This is a genomic window from Bradyrhizobium sp. Ken01 (assembly GCF_055807355.1).
In genome coordinates this window covers 82579-99468 of sequence record NZ_JBVVPC010000017.1, presented here as the reverse complement: position 1 = coordinate 99468, position 16890 = coordinate 82579, and the positions used below count along the sequence as shown (strand labels likewise).

The window sequence follows — 16890 nt, the reverse complement described above, 5'->3', positions numbered from 1 at the left end:
GCGCCCCATATGGTCCAAGCGTCGCGCGCGGAAAGAGTTGCTAATTGTGTTCGGGGTCGCCAAAGCAACACCCTCTTGGCCTACATGCGTTCTTTCACGCCGGTCTCTACGAGCCACCAATTCACTGGATAGCTCGTGAGAAATCCCGCGATCATCGCAATCTGCATCATGAACCAGAACTCTGGCATCGACGGCTCGAGCCTCACCCCGAACAGATTCCTGAAGATCGCGAACTGCGCGACTGCCATGAAACCGTACATCCCGATTTGCCACGCAGTCAGGGAGAGAGTGTCTGCCTTCACGGCCTGGACGATTCCTGCGCCCGGCGACAAGTCGCGCATCGGTTTGATCGTGAAGTACTGGAATGCGACGCCGAGCACGAAGGCGAACAGGAAATCCACAACCCAGATCGCGAACATCTTCTCTGAAAACAGGCTCTTCCATCCCGCCCAGATCGCAATCACCGGAAACGCGAGCGCAAGGCTCTCGGCGATGATGTCCCCAAGTGTACATCCGGCGCCACAGTGCATGGCACCTTTCGCGACCATGACCGGAAACGGCGTCTCCTTCCTGCTGTCGGAGTGCTTGTTCTGCTCAGTCGCATCCCGGGCCGCAAGCCGGCCGAACCGGTAGTACAGCCACAACGTCAGTACGGTGCCGAACAGACCGTTCACTGGCCAGACAACATTCATGATCCACATCCGCTGTGGGTGGCGGGTTAGGTCGATCGCGATGATGATTGCGCAAACAAATCCGACAGCCAGACTAGCCAGCGCCAGATCTTTCAGCCAAATCGGAGTCATTGGCTCCTCCGTTTATCGGAGAAGAAACGTTGTGAAGATCGCCTTCGTTCAAATCGGGCTTGTGGTTTCCCACGATCATCGCGGGGCCGAGCTCTGGAGAATTGATTATTTCACATTCAATTCTCAGGCACGCAGGCGACGTCCGATTTGCCGATCGTACTCGCGCTGTATCAATCCAGAGCACGAACAGGCGGAATGCTCCAGCTGGGCCCGGTCGACCAGAGTTATCGCTGCTCGGGTGTTGCGGATGATGCCGGCCTGTTCGAAAGTCTCGAGACATTCGCTGACACTGGCTCGACGGATCCCCAGCAATTGAGCCAAAACAGCATGCGTGATCGGCAGTTCTCCAGAGTCCATTGCGTTTGCCGCGACGAGAAGCCAGCGGGCAAGTCGCTGCTTGATGGAATGGAGTGAGTTGCAGGCTCCCACCTGTGATGTCTGAAACAAGACAAGGTTGATGTAAGAGAGGATCACTCCACGGAGGATCCCAAAATCGTCAAGCGCAGCGAGAAAAGCCGGCGTCGGAATTCGCAGTGCCGTTCCGCCCACCTGAACGACCCGACGGTGCGGCGGCATCGGATCCTCCGGCGCCAAAACGCAGGGGGCGCCGATCATTCCCTCGGAGCCGACCAGCCAAGCCTCGACGAAGCGCCCGGCTTCGACCTTGGCAGAGACCGATACGAGACCACTGCCGAGGAAGTAGACATACTCCATCGGCAAACGCCAATGATGAAGGACTTGACGCGGCTTGAGCTCGACGACGGTCCCGATCGACCGGAGTACCGTCAGCTCCGCTTCTGGGATGCAGCGCAGGAGCTTGTTCCGTGCAGCCAGGGGCTGAACGCGGGCTTCAGGCTCAATCGATCTCGGAACCAGGCCTGTCGCCTGACCGTCCTGCATTGCTGCTGCTCCCCGCAATCTCCGTGGATCGGTCGGAACGGTCCACGGGTCTGCGGAGAGTACGCACTCGGGGCATCGGCGGTTCCTTTTTCAGGACTACTCCTATTCTCCGTTCCATCATCCTGATTTGAGGCCTTCTCCTCGAACCGAGGGCGGCTCGGACCGACGCGCTGGAGGGCTTCGGACGTTCCGGCCCAAACAGTTGAGTGATGCGATGTCGGTACGAGACCGAACGAAGGCATACGACGTTCTCTGGGACGGAGCTGGTTCTTAAGGTCTCGCGGAAAGCAATTCAGAGCCGGCCAGCGCGGGGGAATCCAACTCTTCCTCTCCAAAGATCAGTCGGCCAGCGTGGCTAAATATTTCGTAGCCATCATCGCGCGCGACCGCGACGAGCGTTATGCCAGCGTGCTCAGCGGTCTCGATCGCCAGCGAAGTCGGCGCGGACACGGCGATGAGCAACGGCACGCCCATTCGGGCCGTCTTCTGAACCAGTTCGACGGAGACCCGACTGGTTATGAGCACAGCTCCGCGCGACGTTTCGAGGCCGGCTCTGGCCGCCGCACCAGCGAGCTTGTCCAGTGCATTGTGACGTCCGACATCTTCCCTTACCAATCGGATGTCATGGCCGTCCCAGAAGGCCGCAGCGTGCATCGCGCCCGTCGCCTGGTTTTGATGTTGGAGCGGTCGCAAGGAGCGCATCGCCTCCAGAATGTCGAAGGGGCGAAACCCGCCCTCGCTGACTACGCGCGTCGGCCGCGGGCAAGCCTGTTCCAGGCTCTCAATTCCGCACAGGCCGCAGCCGACCGGCCCAACCATCGCCCTCCGCCTGTTGGCGAGGAGGTCACCATAGGATTCGTCGAGCCAGATCCGCACTTCGCAACCGAGCTCGAGCTCGACGACTTCGATGCTGATGATGTCCCCGCCATGCTCCACGATGCCCTCGCTCAAGCTGAAGCCTACGCCGAAATCCAGGAGGTCAACGGGAGAGGCCATCATCACCGCGTAAGTCGAGCCGTTGTACGTGAGCGCTATCGGCCGTTCCTCTGCGACCTTGCGTGAGGATGGAATCGGGCTACGCCCGCGCCACACCAGCTCTGGTCTGTCGCGCGTACAACGATCCTGCATATCCCGCTCCGAGGTTGGCTTCTGGCAACCTCAGCCATCGGGCCGCGTTCCCTGGCCATCATCCATTGTCGGGCCCCGCTCCCGCTGTTCAACATCGCGCGATCAAAACCATTCCGCTGGTACGGCACCGCGCACAGATTTCCTGAGCGGAGAATGCGTGTGTCGCCCGTCCGTCGATGGTCTTGCAGGTGCTGGGTTTTTTCACGCGCTTGCCGCTCAAGCCGCCGTCCCGCCCAGAAGCGGCTGCTCAGGAACCCGCGCGGGGAACATACGTTGCCGATGCACAGGCTGGCCGGTTCCCGAAGAGAGCAAGATCATGGCGCGACCCAACGAAGCTGGTGACCACACTCCAGACACGGTTGAATACGACGGCCCAGCTGGCGGATGGGGGTCCCTGAAAGGAATAGCGCGGATCTTCGGCAAGGAGTGGGATTCGCCCGCGGCCTTGAACACCCTTCGCCGGCAGAACAAGCCGAAAGGCTTCATGTGCGTTTCCTGCTCATGGGCCAAACCTGCGGATTATCATGCCTTCGAATTCTGCGAGAACGGCGCCAAGGCAACGCTCTGGGAGCTAACGTCGCGCCGCTGTACGCCGGAGTTCTTTGCCGAGCATACCCTAACCGAGTTGTTGTCATGGAGCGATTATGACCTCGAGCAGCAGGGGCGCCTGACGCATCCGCTGCGTTACGACAGCACTACTGATAAGTACGTTCCCTGCTCCTGGGACGAGGCATTTCATGCTATCGGATCGCAATTGAGGACGCTCGATCCGAAATCGGTCGTGTTCTATTCGTCAGGGCGCGCCAGCCTCGAGACCTCCTACCTGTATGCTCTCTTTGCACGGGTGTACGGCAACAACAATCTGCCGGACAGCTCCAACATGTGTCACGAAACGACCTCAGTCGCTCTCAAGAAGCTGATCGGGGCGGGCGTTGGGACCGTGGTCTTCGACGACCTCAGCAACTGCGATGCGATGTTCTTCTTCGGGCAAAATACCGGGTCGAACAGTCCACGCTTCCTTCATCCCCTACAGGACGCTGCCGAGCGCGGCGTCCAGATCATTACGTTCAACCCCGTCCGCGAAAAGGGTCTCGAAGTCTTCATCAATCCGCAGAATCCGACGGAGATGCTGACGGGCAAGGCCACACAAATCAGCAGCCAGTACCATCAAGTGAAGGTGGGTGGCGACATCGCGGTCATTGTGGGAATCTGCAAGCACGTCTTCGCGGCGGACGACGCGGCCAAGCAGCAGGGCAAACGTGTGGTCGACGCTCCCTTCGTCGAGCAGCACACACATGGTTTCGAAGAGTTCGAAGCCAAGGTCCGGGCGACGTCCTGGGAAGAAATCGAGATCGCATCCGGTCTGAGCCGTTCGGTTATCGAGGGCGCCGCGCAGGTCTACGTCGAGGCGGACCGCGTGATCGGTATCTACGGCATGGGGCTGACCCAGCACGTACACGGCTTCCAAAACGTGGCGATGCTCGTCAACATGCTGCTTCTAAAGGGAAACATCGGGAGAGACGGCACCGGCATCTCGCCCGTGCGTGGACACTCGAATGTCCAGGGTCAGCGCACCGTGGGCATCTCGGAAAAACCCGAACTGGTTCCGCTCGACAAATACGCCAAGCAGTTCGGGTTCGAACCGCCGCGCGAGAAGGGCATGAACACCGTTGAGACATGCGAGGGCGTTCTCGCCGGCAAGGTCAAAGCGTTCGTCGGCCTCGGCGGAAATTTTGTCCGCGCCATTCCGGAGCGATCGAAGATGGAAGCGGCCTGGCGCGGGCTGGAGCTGACGGTCCAGATTGCCACCAAGCTCAACCGCAGCCACCTGGTGCACGGCAAGGTAGCCTATCTGCTGCCGTGCCTTGGTCGAACCGAAGAAGATGTGCAGGCAAGCGGCCAGCAGGCGGTTACCATGGAGGATACGTTCAGCTGCATCCAGGGTTCGATCGGGTTGCGCAAGCCCGCCAGCGAACACTTGAGATCCGAGGTGGCGATCGTCGCAGGTCTGGCCAAGGCAACCCTGCCCCCCAATCCCAAACTGAAATGGGATGAATGGGTCGGCAACTACGATCTCGTTCGTAACGAGATCGCGGAGACCTATCCGGACGAATTCCACGACTTCAATGCGCGGATGTTCACGCCGGGCGGGTTCTATCGTGGCAATTCAGCGCGCGAACGGATTTGGAAGACCGAGAGCGGCAAGGCAGAGTTTACAGCGCCCGAAACCCTCACCTCGACCGGCTTTTCCGATGCACCCGGCCGCTTCCGGCTGCTGACCATGCGCAGCAACGACCAGTTCAATACGACGATTTACGGCTACAGCGATCGGATGCGAGGCATTGAGGGGACACGGGACGTATTGCTGATGAATCCCGACGAAATCTCACGCGCCGGACTTCGGGAGGGTCAAATGGTTTCCCTCGTCAGCGACGCGGAGGACGGCATCCTGCGCGAGGTGGGTCCTCTTAAGGTGACCCCGTTCAAACTGCCGGATGGCTGCGTCGGGGCCTATTATCCGGAAATGAACCCCCTGATCCCGCTGTCGCACCACGACATCCATTCGAAGACGCCGGCCGCTAAATCGGTGCCGGTCCGAATCCGCGCGTGAGCGATGGCGCGGAAGAGGGACCGTGAATGCAGCTTTTCCGCCCCGGCGCGAACACGATTGCGACGGTGATGATCGCGGCAATTGGAGCAGCGCCGGTGCTTGCAGTTGGGTTGTCCTATGAGGTGATGCGATCTCCTTACGTCACCAGCCAGAACATCAGCCGGAACCAGCCGGTGCCGTTCAGTCACGAGCATCATGTTTCCGGTCTCGGTCTGGACTGCCGCTACTGCCACGCCTCGGTGGAGAAGGCGCGCTTTGCCGGCATCCCGCCGACTGAGACTTGCATGACCTGCCATTCGCAGATCTGGACCAACGCGCAGATGCTGGCGCCGGTGCGCGAGAGTCTTTCCAAGAACCAGCCGATTGCCTGGGAACGCGTCCACCGGCTTCCCGACTACGTCTATTTCGATCATTCCGTCCACGTCGCCAAAGGCGTCGGATGCACGACCTGTCATGGCGACGTCGGACGGATGCGGCTGATGCGCCAGGCCGCGCCGCTGACGATGCAATGGTGCCTCGATTGCCACCGCTCTCCTGAACGTTTCCTGCGTCCACGCGAAGCGGTTTTCGATCCGAACTGGCAGGCGCCCAAGAATCAGGCCGAGGTCGGGGCCAAGCTTGCCGCAGGCTATCACATCAACACGGGTCATTTGACGGACTGCACGATATGCCACCGCTGAAGGAATTGCCGACGCGGCCAGGTCCTGCCGGACGTAGCAAGCTCAATCGCCGTCAGGCGCTCAGCTTGCTGGTAACCGGCATGGCGGGTGGACTCGCGGCCTGCACCAAGCCGGATGAGCAGATCCTGCCCTATGTCAGGATGCCCGAGCGGATCGTTCCTGGCGAACCGCTGAAATTTGCGACGACGCTCGCATTGGCGGGGATCGGTCGCGGCGTAATCGTGACTTCGATCGACGGCAGGCCGATCAAGGTGGAAGGCAACCCGCGTCATCCGGGCAGCCTGGGTGCCACCGACGTTTTCGCTGAAGCAGCCGTTCTTTCGCTTTACGATCCCGACCGCTCGCGCACGATCCTGCACGATGGCGCGATTGCGCCGCGCGAAGCGTTGAACCGAGCGCTGGTGACCGAACTTTCCGACGCTCACAGCAGCCAGGGTAAAGGCCTGCGCTTGTTGACCGGGCGCACCACCTCCCCGACTCTGCTGCGCCAGATCGATGCTCTGCTTCAGGCGTTCCCGGCCGCATCGTGGCACGCGTACGATCCAACGGACGAGGACAACGCGCGCCAGGGTGCGCAGCTCGCTTATGGCCAGCCTGTGAGCAGCATTGCCGATGTCGCAAAGGCGCGCGTGATCGTTGCGCTCGATGCCGATCCGCTCGGGCATGGCCCCGATCAGATGCGCATTGGCCGCGGTTACGCAACCGGCCGCGGCGACGCGAATGCTTTTTCGCGTCTCTATTGCCTTGAAAGCGCACTCACGCTCACCGGAGCAAAGGCGGACGAACGTCTGGCGCTTCGTCCCGAGGCAATCGAGCGGTTCGCAGCGATCCTCGCGCGGGAGTTCGGCGCGGCGACCGGCGCAACCGAACTTCCGGAGCGCGAGCGCCTGCTGCTTCAGAAGATCACGGCCGACTTGAACTCGCACAAGGGAGAGGCGCTCGTCATTGCGGGCCCGGCAGTGTCCAGGGAAGTCCACGCATTGGTGCATTGGATCAATGCCAAGCTCAATGCGCCCATTCGGCTCATCGACCCCGTTGATCGTACGCCGTCCGGCAAGCAGGCGGGAACGCTCGAACAGCTCGCAGGCGATCTCGACGCCGGCCGCGTGCGTCAGCTCGTCATGATCGGCGTCAATCCCGCCTATGACGCACCAGCCGATTTGCACTTCAAGGCCCGGGCGGAAACGGCGCCTTTCCGCCTGCATATGGGCGAGTACACCGACGAAACCGCGGCTATCGCCAACTGGCATGTCCCGCAGAGACATCGTCTCGAAACGTGGTCGGATCTGCGAGCCAGCGACGGGACGGCCAGCATCGTCCAGCCTCTGATCAAGCCGCTGTACGAGAGCTTCAGCGAGCACGAGCTTCTCGCCTGGCTGAGCGGCGCAGAAGATGCGGGCGCTTACGAATTGGTGCGGCAGACCTGGCCGACCGCGGCCGCTGCGGATTTCGAGGCATGGTGGCAGCGCGTGCTGCACGACGGGATCATTGCAGGAAGCGCCGCCACTGCTGTTTCCCTCCCTGCTCCGCTCCTGCCGCCACTCGCGGATCCCGAACCTCACGACAAGCGCGACGACGAGATCAGCCTGGTTCTGCGCCCTGATCCTTGCCTCTGGGATGGCTCATACGCCAACAACGCTTGGCTCCAGGAGTGTCCGAAACCGCTAAGCAAGCAGGTCTGGGGCAATGCGCTCGCGCTGCATCCAGATCAGGCAACCCGCCTCGGTCTCGCATCCGGGGACGTCGTCACGGTCGCCGCGAACGGCCGATCGATCGAGGTGCCCGTGCTGACTGAACCCGGGACGGCCATGGGCGTCGGCGCGCTCACGCTCGGTGGGGGGCGGCAAAAGGCCGGCGCGATCGGCAACGGCGTCGGCGCCAGTGCCTACACGATCCGGACCTCCGACAACAGTTGGCGCCTACCGCAAGTTGCGATCAGGCGGATAGGACGCCGGGAGCCGATTCTCACAACGCAAAACGTCGTTCGCACGCCAGAGGACGTCCGCGAGCTCTATCCACAACACCGGCTCGGGCAATCCCTGACGTCGGCGGCCATCCCCGATCCTCCAAGCCTAATGCCACCGGCGGTGAAGTCTGGCGACGGGCATGCATGGGCGATGGTGATCGATACATCGGTTTGCATCGGTTGCAATGCCTGCGTGCTCTCTTGCCAGGCCGAGAACAACATTCCCGTGGTGGGGCCGGAGCAGGTGGCCATGGGACGCGACATGCACTGGATGCGCGTCGATGCCTATGATCATGGCGCGCCGGCCAGCCCGCAACTCGGCTTTCAGCCCGTGCCGTGCATGCATTGCGAGCACGCCCCTTGCGAACCTGTCTGCCCTGTCGCTGCATCCGTCCATGACAGCGAAGGCCTGAACGCGCAGGTCTACAATCGCTGTATCGGAACCCGCTTCTGCGAAGCGAACTGCCCGTACAAGGTGCGGCGCTTCAACTTCTTCGGCTACGCGGACGGCGAGGAGTACGGCAACCTCGGGGCGGAATCCTATCGCGGGCAGAAGAACCCTGAGGTGACCGTTCGCGCCCGCGGCGTCATGGAGAAGTGCACCTATTGTGTGCAAAGGATCAGCGGAGCCAGGCGCACCGCGGAACGTGAAAACCGTCCGCTCGATCCCGACGAAGTCCGAACGGCTTGCCAGAATGCCTGTCCGACCCGCGCCATCAGCTTTGGAGATCTGAACCAGGCGGACGCTGAGATCAACCGCAGGAAGTCCGATGCGCGCCATTACGCCCTGCTTGGCCATCTCGGCACGCGTCCCCGCACCACTTATCTATCCGACGTCCGCAACCCGGCCCGGTCAGATTCGGAGCGGCGGACATGAGCGAGGTCCTCGCTGCAGAGCCCCCACCGGCGCATCGTTGGATTGCGTCCGAACGCGCCGATGATCTCGCGATGACGCAAGCCGTTGCGGATCCGCTCTTCACTGGATTCGGCAGACGATGGTGGGGCGCAATTTTGATAACCTTGCCTTTCGTGCTCTGGCTGTTCGGAGCGATCGCCTGGCTGTTCTATCGCGGCATCGGCATATGGGGCATCAACTCTACTATCGTCTGGGGAGTCGCGATCGCCAACTACGTCTGGTGGATTGGCATCGGCAACGCCGGCACGCTGATTTCGGCAATGCTGCTGCTGACGCGGCAGAAATGGCGCGCCTCGATCAACCGCTTCGCGGAAGCGATGACGCTGTTTGCGGTCGCGATCGCCGGGCTGATGCCGATCATCCACCTCGGACGACCGATCTATGCCTATTGGCTCGCCCCATATCCGAACACCATGGCGCTCTGGCCGCAATGGCGCAGCGCCCTCGTATGGGACTTCTGGGCCATCATCAGCTACCTGCTGTTCTCCCTTCTGTTTTGGTACGTCAGCCTGATCCCCGACCTCGCGACCATGCGCGACCGCACGCCCCATCGCGCGGGGCAACTCCTCTATGGCGCATTCGCGTTGGGTTGGCGCGGCTCGGCCCGCGAATGGTCTCGCCTGCGGACGTTGCATACGACGATGGCTGCCTTGGGTGTCCCGTTGGTCTGCTCCGTGCACTCGATCGTCGGCCTCGATTTCGCGGCCAGCCTGATGCCTGGATGGCAGGAAAGCATTTTCCCTCCTTATTTCGTCGTGGGCGCGATGTATTCGGGTTTTGCCATGGTCGTGGTGCTGGCGGCGGCGATCCGATGGGGTCTCAGCCTTCACGCGATCATCACGTCTCGCCATTTCGACGTGATGGCCCGCATCCTGCTGATGGCCTCCATCGTCATGTTCTATTCCTACGCGACGGAGTGGTTCATGGGCTGGTACGGCGGTGAACATGCCGAGCGTGAGGTGGTGCGCTTCGAATTCACTGGAAACTACGCGCCACTGTACTGGGCCTTGCTGGCCTGCAATTGCCTCATCCCGCAATTGCTATGGTTGCCCTTCGCGCGACGGTCGCTCTTCATTCTGATTCCTGTTGCTATCGTGATCAACATAGGCATGTGGCTCGAGCGCATTCTCATCGTCTGGAACACGCTTTCACACGGCTATATGCCCGCGCTCTGGCGCAGTTTCCACTTTACCTTCTGGGATTGGAGTTTCCTGATCGCGCCGCTCGGGCTTTTCGCCTTTCTGTTCTTGATCTTCATGAGGCTGATACCGAGCGTATCGATGTTCGACATGCGCGAACTCGCTCACGAGGAGGCCACCGCATGACAGCGAAGCTTGTGGCAGAGTTCCTCGACAGCGAAACGTTACGAGCGGCCTTGGAGCCCATAAGAAGCACCGGACATACCGCGCTTGACGCCTTCACACCCTATCCGATCGAGGGTCTGGCCGACGAACTCGGGCAACGACGCTCGCGAATGCGAGTGGTCATGCTGGCCGGTGGGCTCGCAACGGCCGCATTCGCGTTCGGTCTGCAATGGTACAGTGCGGTGATCGACTATCCCATCAACAGCGGCGGCCGACCGCTGAACTCCTGGCAGGTGTTCCTGCTGGTCCCCTTCGAGGTGGGCATCTTCGCTGCCGCAATGGCGGGAGTGATCGGCTTCCTTCGGTCGTGCCGTCTGCCCCGACTGCATGATGCGTTGTTCGAGATCCCGGGTTTCGAACGGGCAACGCAGGATCGCTATTTTCTATTGGCCGCTTCCGACACGGACCCAGCGAGTTTGCGGAAGGTCCTCACACAATCCGGCGCAGTAACGGTGACGGAGCTGCACGCGCGATGACGCTCCGCTCGCTCTCATCTCTGCTGTTCCTGTCGCTCGCACTCGCCGGCTGCGGCGATCATTCCATGTCCCAGCAAAATCGTTACAGTACGTTTTCCAAGGCCGGACTGTACCGGGACGGCACGGAAGCACAGCCGCTGCCGCAAGGAACGGTCGCGCAGGGTGATCTCGAACGTTCACGGCAGATCACCACGCCGCCTGCGGTCGACATGGCTCTGCTGTCCCGGGGCCGGGCGCGTTACGACATCTACTGTTCCCCGTGTCACGGGCTCTCCGGCCAGGGCGACGGCATGATCGTTCAGCGTGGGTTTCCTGCTCCACCCTCCTACCATTCCGCCCGGCTTCGCGCGGCCGATGCCCAGCATTTCTTCGACGTGATCAGCAACGGCTATGGCACGATGTATTCTTATGCCGCCCGCGTCGAGCCGCGCGACCGCTGGGCCATCGTCGCCTACATCCGCGCGCTCCAGCAGTCGCAGCGAACCGACATGGCCGACGTGCCCGAGTTGAGGAGCAAGCTGCCGTGATCGTTGCGCTTCGTCGCCAGACGCTGAGTGCTTTCGCCTCGCCGCATGCGGCGGCGGGTCTCGCGCTGGTGTCGCTCACGGCTGCCCTGGTGCTCGCGGCTGGACGCCTCGGTCCTCATCCGAGCCTGTTGCAGGGCTGGCTGCTTGCATTTGCAATATGGAGTTGCGCTCCAATCGGCAGCATGACCTTGCTGCTCATCCATCGGCTGACGGGCGGTCGTTGGGGATTCGTAGCGGGAGCGGTATTGCGTCCCCTCGCCGCCTTGATGCCTCTTGTCGCCATCGCCTTTGTCCCCGTTCTCGCCGGACTGACTTACATCTATCCCTGGGCCGCGGATCCCATTCATATCAACCCTGACGTGGCGCGCTGGTACCTCGGCCAGCCCTGGTTTGTTCTGCGTGCCGTGATCGCACTGCTCGGATGGTCAGTGCTCGGAGTGACTTTCGGTCTCGGGCTCGGTGGGCGGCTATTGGCCGCGCTCGGACTTGCGTTCTTTGGCTTCACCATCAGCATGGTTGCGGTCGATTGGTTCGTGTCGCTCGAACCGCATTACGTATCCACCGCCTTCGCCTCGATGATTGCAATACAGCAGCTGCTCTCCGCGCTCGCCGTTGTCGCCGTGCTTGCAACGACCGCTTTCGAGGGTAAAGCGCTGAGCGATATCGGCAGCCTTCTGATCGCGACAGTACTGGGCGTCGTCTACCTCGAATACATGACATATATTGTCGTTTGGTACGGCGATCTACCTCACAAGGCCGAGTGGTTCCTCAGGCGCAGCTCAGATGCCTGGGTCAGCATTCTGCTCGTGACATTCCTCGCCGGAGCCGTTCTTCCATTCGCGATGTTGCTGTTCGAGGGCGTGCGCCGCAGCCGTGCAGGCTTGCGCATCGTGGGTCTGTTGCTGCTCTTCGGAAGCGTGATGCACTTCGCCTGGCTGCTGGTGCCGGCATTTTCTGCGAAGGCTCCTGTTGCTCTCGCGGCTCTGGGTGCCCTCCTCGCCTTGACGGTTGCTTCTGTCCTCTTTGGGCAGGGCATCGGATCCGCAGAGGTGCGCCATGCCGAATGAGGAGATGGGCAGCCGCGCGCTGCCGCAACCGGCCGGCATTCACAACCGTGCCGTTCTCCTGGTCGTCGGGGGCTTCCTGCTCTTCGTGGGGGCCTCGATTGCGGGAATGCTACTTTTCCTGAAGACGCAAGCGCCGGACACATTCAACCCGCGCGCAGAGCGCCGGTTTCCCTCACCCGAGCTCCAGACCTCTCCGGAAGCCGACCTGACCCGGTTCGAGGCCGCGCAGCGTGCCAGGCTCACCGGTTATGCCTGGGTCGATCGCGACCACAACATTGCCAGAATCCCGATCGACGAGGCGATGCAACTCGTCGCCGGTCGGGGCCATCAAGCTTATGACGCCCTCCAACCTGCGCCTCCGTCCAGTGCAAGTGGAGGCAATCAATGAGGCGGCCCATCTTTATCTTGGCGCTTGCGCTCTGGCCGGGGCTCGCGCATGCCGGTTTGACCGAGCAGCAGATCGGGCGCGTCGGCTTCGATCCTCCTCAGGGCGCCCGCGTTCCGTTATCGCTGCAGTTCAGCGCAGTCGGCGGCCACACCGTCAGCCTTCGCGATGCGATCGACGGACGTCCGACCCTGCTCCTTCCAGCGGACTTCACCTGCAAGCAGATTTGCGGGCCGGCGCTGACGATCGCAAGCTCGGCGCTGCAGCAGACCGGGCTTGTGGCAGGACGCGACTACAGCCTCGTCGTTGTCGGCATCGATCCGGGCGACACCATTGACGACGCCCGCCGCTTTACCCAGGGGCAGATCGGGGGCGCGGGAACATCGGTCCTGGCAGGATCGCAGGAGACCGTTGCCGCGCTGCTCGGTGCAATCGGCTATCATACCGAAATCGACGACAACCATGACGCGATTGCGCATCCGGCAGCCTTCGTCACGCTCGCTCCGGACGGACGAGTCGTCCGCGGCCTGTCCAGCCTCGCGCTGCAGCCCGATGATCTTCGCCTCGCTCTGGTCGAAGCCGGTGGCGGTCGGATCGGCGGACTTTCCGGCCGCATCGCGTTGCTCTGCTATGGCTTTGACGCGGTGCACGGCATCTACGCCCGCAGGATCACCGTCGTTCTGCAGATTGTCGGGGCCTCGACGGTCGTCATCATGGCCAGCCTGATCGGCCTGATGCTGGTTCGCAGCAGGCGTCGGGGAGCCTCGGCATGAATTCGCCATTCAGGCTGCCGGAAGCGAGCACGCACGCCGTCACGGTTGATCACATCTTCTATCTTCTGCTCTTCCTTTCCGGGGCGACCGTGGTCCTCGTCTTCGGACTCATCCTGCTGTTTGCCATCCGATATCGGCGCGGATCTCCCGCCAAGCGCGGCCCGATGCCCGAGATTCTCAGCCGCGAGTTCGAAATCGGTTGGACGGTCGCGACGTTGCTGACCTTTGCGTTCCTGTTCTGGTGGGCATCTTCTGCTGACCTCAGCAGCCTTGCCGCGCCCATGGGCGCACTTGAAATCCACGTCGTCGCCAAACAGTGGATGTGGAAGACGCAACATCCGAACGGCGCGCGTGAGATCAATGCCCTTCACGTGCCGGTGGATAAGCCCGTCCATCTCCTGATGAGCTCGCAGGACGTGATCCATTCCTTCTTCGTTCCCGCGTTTCGGGTCAAGAAGGACGTGCTGCCTGGCCGCGATACCGACATCTGGTTTCAGGCTAACAAGAGCGGCACCTTTCCACTGCTCTGCGCCGAGTACTGCGGCACCAATCATTCCATGATGCGCGGCAAGATCGTCGTCATGCGACAGGATGACTATGCCAAATGGCTGCTCCAGCAGCCGGAGGGCGACGACCTTGCTCATGAGGGCGCCAGGCTGTTCGTATCGCGGGGATGCTCGGGCTGCCATGCCGGCTCCTCGAACGTCCACGCGCCGCGCCTGGCGGGTCTTTACGGCCGCGCCGTGCAGCTGGCGGATGGACGCACCGTTTCCGCGGACGATGCCTACATCCGCGATTCGATCCTGCAGCCGAAACGCGACGTCGTGGCCGGGTTCGAGCCGATCATGCCGAGCTTCAAAGGGCTGCTCGACGACGGAGAGATCCAGAGCCTGACCGCCTATATCCGCTCGCTCAGGGAGGAGCAGCAAAATGACTGACGCCCTGCTCGCCGGAGAGCTGCCGCTGCCGCCGCGCCCCGACTATCTGCGCCACGGGTCGACGATCTCGTCCTGGCTTGCCACGACCGACCACAAGCGCATTGCAATCCTCTACGCGATCACCATCACGTTCTTCTTTTTTCTGGGAGGCGCCGCAATCACCGCTGTTCGGCTCGAGCTGTTCCAGCCGAACGGATGGCTGTTGACGTCGGACACTTACAACAAGCTGTTCTCGTTCCACGGGATCATCATGGTCTGGTTCTTCCTGGTGCCGTCGATCCCGAATACGTTCGGCAATTTCCTGCTGCCGCTGATGATCGGCGCGCCCGATGTCGCGTTTCCGCGCCTCAATCTTTTCAGCTGGTATTTGACCCTCGCTGCCGGCGCTTTCACCGTTTATGCCCTCGTCGCCGGAGGCGTCGACACCGGCTGGACGTTCTATACGCCTTATTCGTCGATGTTCTCGAACAGCCACGTCTTCGCGGCGGCCGCGGGCGTGTTCGTTGTCGGCTTTGCCAGCATCGCCACGGGAGTGAACTTCATCGCGACCACCCACATGCTTCGTGCTCCCGGCATGACCTGGTTCCGGCTACCGCTGTTCGTCTGGGCGATCTATGCGACGTCGCTGATCATGGTGCTTGCCACCCCAGTGCTCGCCATCTCGCTCCTGCTCGTGATCGCGGAGCGCGTGCTGGGCTTGCCGATCTTCGATCCGGCTCGCGGCGGCGATCCGATCCTGTTCCAGCACCTGTTCTGGTTCTACTCGCACCCGGCGGTTTACATCATGGTCCTGCCGGCGATGGGCGTCGTGTCCGAAATAATCCCATGCTTCGCGAGGCGGCGGGTTTTCGGATACGACTTCATGGTCTACGCCATGCTTGCGATTGCGGGCGTCGGGTTCTTCGTCTGGGGCCACCACATGTTTGTCTCCGGACAGTCGGCCCTGGCCAGCCTCGTGTTCTCCTTCCTGTCCTTCATCATCGCCGTGCCGTCGGCAATCAAAGTTTTCAACTGGACCGCTTCGCTGTATCGCGGTCAGATCAGCTTCGAATCGCCGATGCTTTATGCGCTTGGCTTCGTTGGTCTGTTTACGACCGGCGGGCTCTCCGGGCTGTTCCTCGCCTCGATCCCGGTGGACATTCATGTCACCGACACCTACTTCGTCGTCGCGCACTTCCACTACATCATGGTGGGCGGATCGGTGTCCGCATTCTTTGCCGGGCTCCACTTCTGGTGGCCCAAGGTCACGGGCAAGCTCTATCCGGAGAGCTGGGCAAAGTTCGCGGCCATCCTGATGTATGCCGGCTTCAATATGACGTTCCTGCCGCAATTCTTCGCAGGCTATCTCGGTATGCCACGCCGCTATCATACCTATCCGGCGGAGTTTCAAATCTACAATGTCATGTCGTCTGCGGGAGCAGCGGTCCTCGCCATCGCCTACTTGTTGCCTCTGGGATATCTCACTTGGTCCCTGTTCTACGGCGGAAAGGCCGCGAAGAACCCTTGGGACGCGACAGGCCTGGAGTGGACCACGGGTTCTCCGCCTCCCCCCAAGAATTTTGACAGGCAGCCCCGCGTAGATCGCGGGCCGTATGACTACCACGCCGAAGGCATGTCGGCTGGAACCGATCCCCCCGAAATGCAAAATGCAAGAGAAACGCGATGAGCGACGAAAGCGCACTGCTGAGAGAACCCTGGTCGGATTTCGGCCGGCAGCGCGAGGCAGGCAAGTTCGGAATCTGGGTCTTCCTCGCCAGCGAGACGTTGTTCTTTGGGGCGCTGATGCTGACCTACACGGTTTGTCGAATCGAGCATCCACAGGCGTTCGCCGCAGCCGGGAGGGAGACAAATATCTGGTACGGCACGATTAACACCGCCGTGTTGTTGACCAGCAGCCTCACTATGGCGATAGCTTCGCAAGCATCCGAAGCGTCTGCACAACTGCGACGGCTCGTCCTCGCGTGCCTCATGCTCACCGCGATGCTCGGCCTCGCGTTCATCGTCATCAAGGGCTTCGAGTACAAGGAAGACATTGACAAGCAGCTGGTGCCGGGGGCCGGGTTTGCATTGTCTCAGCCCGGAGCGCAGCTGTTTTACGGATTTTATTGGCTGGTCACGGGCGTCCACGCGATCCACCTTTCCATCGGGATTGCTCTCGTGAGCCGCTTGTTCTGGGTGCTGCTCCGGCGCCAACTTCCCGCGAAAGACAATCCCGAAATCGAGGTCACGGCCCTCTACTGGCATCTGGTCGATATCGTGTGGATCTTCCTCTATCCGCTGATCTATTTGCCGGGGCGCGCATCATGAGCAGGCAGGGCGAGCCAGGTGGTGTTGTGCGCCGCCTATGGGCGAGGAA

The 16890-nt window shown here is 61.7% G+C and carries 15 protein-coding genes; 12 read left to right on the top strand and 3 right to left on the bottom strand.

Going from position 1 to position 16890, the window contains the following annotated elements:
• Positions 1–80: 80 nt before the first annotated feature.
• From AC0L3S_RS18335 to fdhD, 3 genes are all read right to left on the bottom strand, one after another.
• Positions 81–803: a DUF4396 domain-containing protein gene (locus AC0L3S_RS18335; RefSeq protein ID WP_473280280.1), complete on the bottom strand. Its 723-nt coding sequence runs from the start codon at positions 801–803 to the stop codon at positions 81–83.
• 123 nt (positions 804–926) lie between these two features.
• The gene (locus AC0L3S_RS18330; protein ID WP_473280278.1) at positions 927–1703 is read right to left on the bottom strand and encodes a Crp/Fnr family transcriptional regulator; all 777 of its coding nucleotides are present in this window, start codon (positions 1701–1703) and stop codon (positions 927–929) included.
• Positions 1704–1973: 270 nt separating this feature from the next.
• Entirely contained in the window at positions 1974–2831 is an 858-nt protein-coding gene (gene fdhD / locus AC0L3S_RS18325) for a formate dehydrogenase accessory sulfurtransferase FdhD (RefSeq protein WP_473280276.1), read from the bottom strand.
• A gap of 316 nt (positions 2832–3147) precedes the next feature.
• On the opposite strand from fdhD, the gene AC0L3S_RS18320 reads away from it, so the two are divergent.
• The 12 genes from AC0L3S_RS18320 to AC0L3S_RS18265 are packed head-to-tail and all read left to right on the top strand — an operon-like array spanning position 3148 to position 16841.
• Positions 3148–5442, top strand: a complete 2295-nt coding sequence (locus AC0L3S_RS18320; protein WP_473280274.1) for an FdhF/YdeP family oxidoreductase — start codon at positions 3148–3150, stop codon at positions 5440–5442.
• A gap of 26 nt (positions 5443–5468) precedes the next feature.
• Complete coding sequence (locus AC0L3S_RS18315) at positions 5469–6122, top strand: cytochrome c3 family protein (RefSeq protein ID WP_473280272.1); 654 nt, start codon at positions 5469–5471, stop codon at positions 6120–6122.
• Positions 6110–8965 (top strand): 4Fe-4S dicluster domain-containing protein, encoded by a 2856-nt coding sequence (locus tag AC0L3S_RS18310; protein WP_473280270.1) that lies wholly within the window; start codon positions 6110–6112, stop codon positions 8963–8965. The genes AC0L3S_RS18315 and AC0L3S_RS18310 overlap by 13 nt, the downstream gene beginning before the upstream one ends.
• The gene (nrfD, locus tag AC0L3S_RS18305) at positions 8962–10329 is read left to right on the top strand and encodes an NrfD/PsrC family molybdoenzyme membrane anchor subunit (RefSeq protein ID WP_473280268.1); all 1368 of its coding nucleotides are present in this window, start codon (positions 8962–8964) and stop codon (positions 10327–10329) included. The genes AC0L3S_RS18310 and nrfD overlap by 4 nt, the downstream gene beginning before the upstream one ends.
• Complete coding sequence (locus AC0L3S_RS18300) at positions 10326–10844, top strand: DUF3341 domain-containing protein (RefSeq protein ID WP_473280266.1); 519 nt, start codon at positions 10326–10328, stop codon at positions 10842–10844. Before nrfD ends, AC0L3S_RS18300 begins: the two co-directional genes overlap by 4 nt.
• The gene (locus tag AC0L3S_RS18295) at positions 10841–11371 is read left to right on the top strand and encodes a c-type cytochrome (protein WP_473258575.1); all 531 of its coding nucleotides are present in this window, start codon (positions 10841–10843) and stop codon (positions 11369–11371) included. The genes AC0L3S_RS18300 and AC0L3S_RS18295 overlap by 4 nt, the downstream gene beginning before the upstream one ends.
• Complete coding sequence (locus tag AC0L3S_RS18290) at positions 11368–12438, top strand: hypothetical protein (protein WP_473280264.1); 1071 nt, start codon at positions 11368–11370, stop codon at positions 12436–12438. Before AC0L3S_RS18295 ends, AC0L3S_RS18290 begins: the two co-directional genes overlap by 4 nt.
• A 4-nt stretch (positions 12439–12442) precedes the next feature.
• Complete coding sequence (locus AC0L3S_RS18285) at positions 12443–12826, top strand: hypothetical protein (protein ID WP_473258586.1); 384 nt, start codon at positions 12443–12445, stop codon at positions 12824–12826.
• Positions 12823–13596 (top strand): SCO family protein, encoded by a 774-nt coding sequence (locus AC0L3S_RS18280; protein WP_473280262.1) that lies wholly within the window; start codon positions 12823–12825, stop codon positions 13594–13596. The genes AC0L3S_RS18285 and AC0L3S_RS18280 overlap by 4 nt, the downstream gene beginning before the upstream one ends.
• Positions 13593–14534, top strand: a complete 942-nt coding sequence (gene coxB / locus AC0L3S_RS18275; protein WP_473280260.1) for a cytochrome c oxidase subunit II — start codon at positions 13593–13595, stop codon at positions 14532–14534. Before AC0L3S_RS18280 ends, coxB begins: the two co-directional genes overlap by 4 nt.
• Positions 14527–16200, top strand: coding sequence for a cytochrome c oxidase subunit I (locus AC0L3S_RS18270; protein WP_473280258.1), 1674 nt, complete (start codon positions 14527–14529; stop codon positions 16198–16200). Before coxB ends, AC0L3S_RS18270 begins: the two co-directional genes overlap by 8 nt.
• Positions 16197–16841, top strand: a complete 645-nt coding sequence (locus tag AC0L3S_RS18265) for a cytochrome c oxidase subunit 3 family protein (RefSeq protein WP_473258598.1) — start codon at positions 16197–16199, stop codon at positions 16839–16841. The genes AC0L3S_RS18270 and AC0L3S_RS18265 overlap by 4 nt, the downstream gene beginning before the upstream one ends.
• Positions 16842–16890 lie beyond the last annotated feature (49 nt).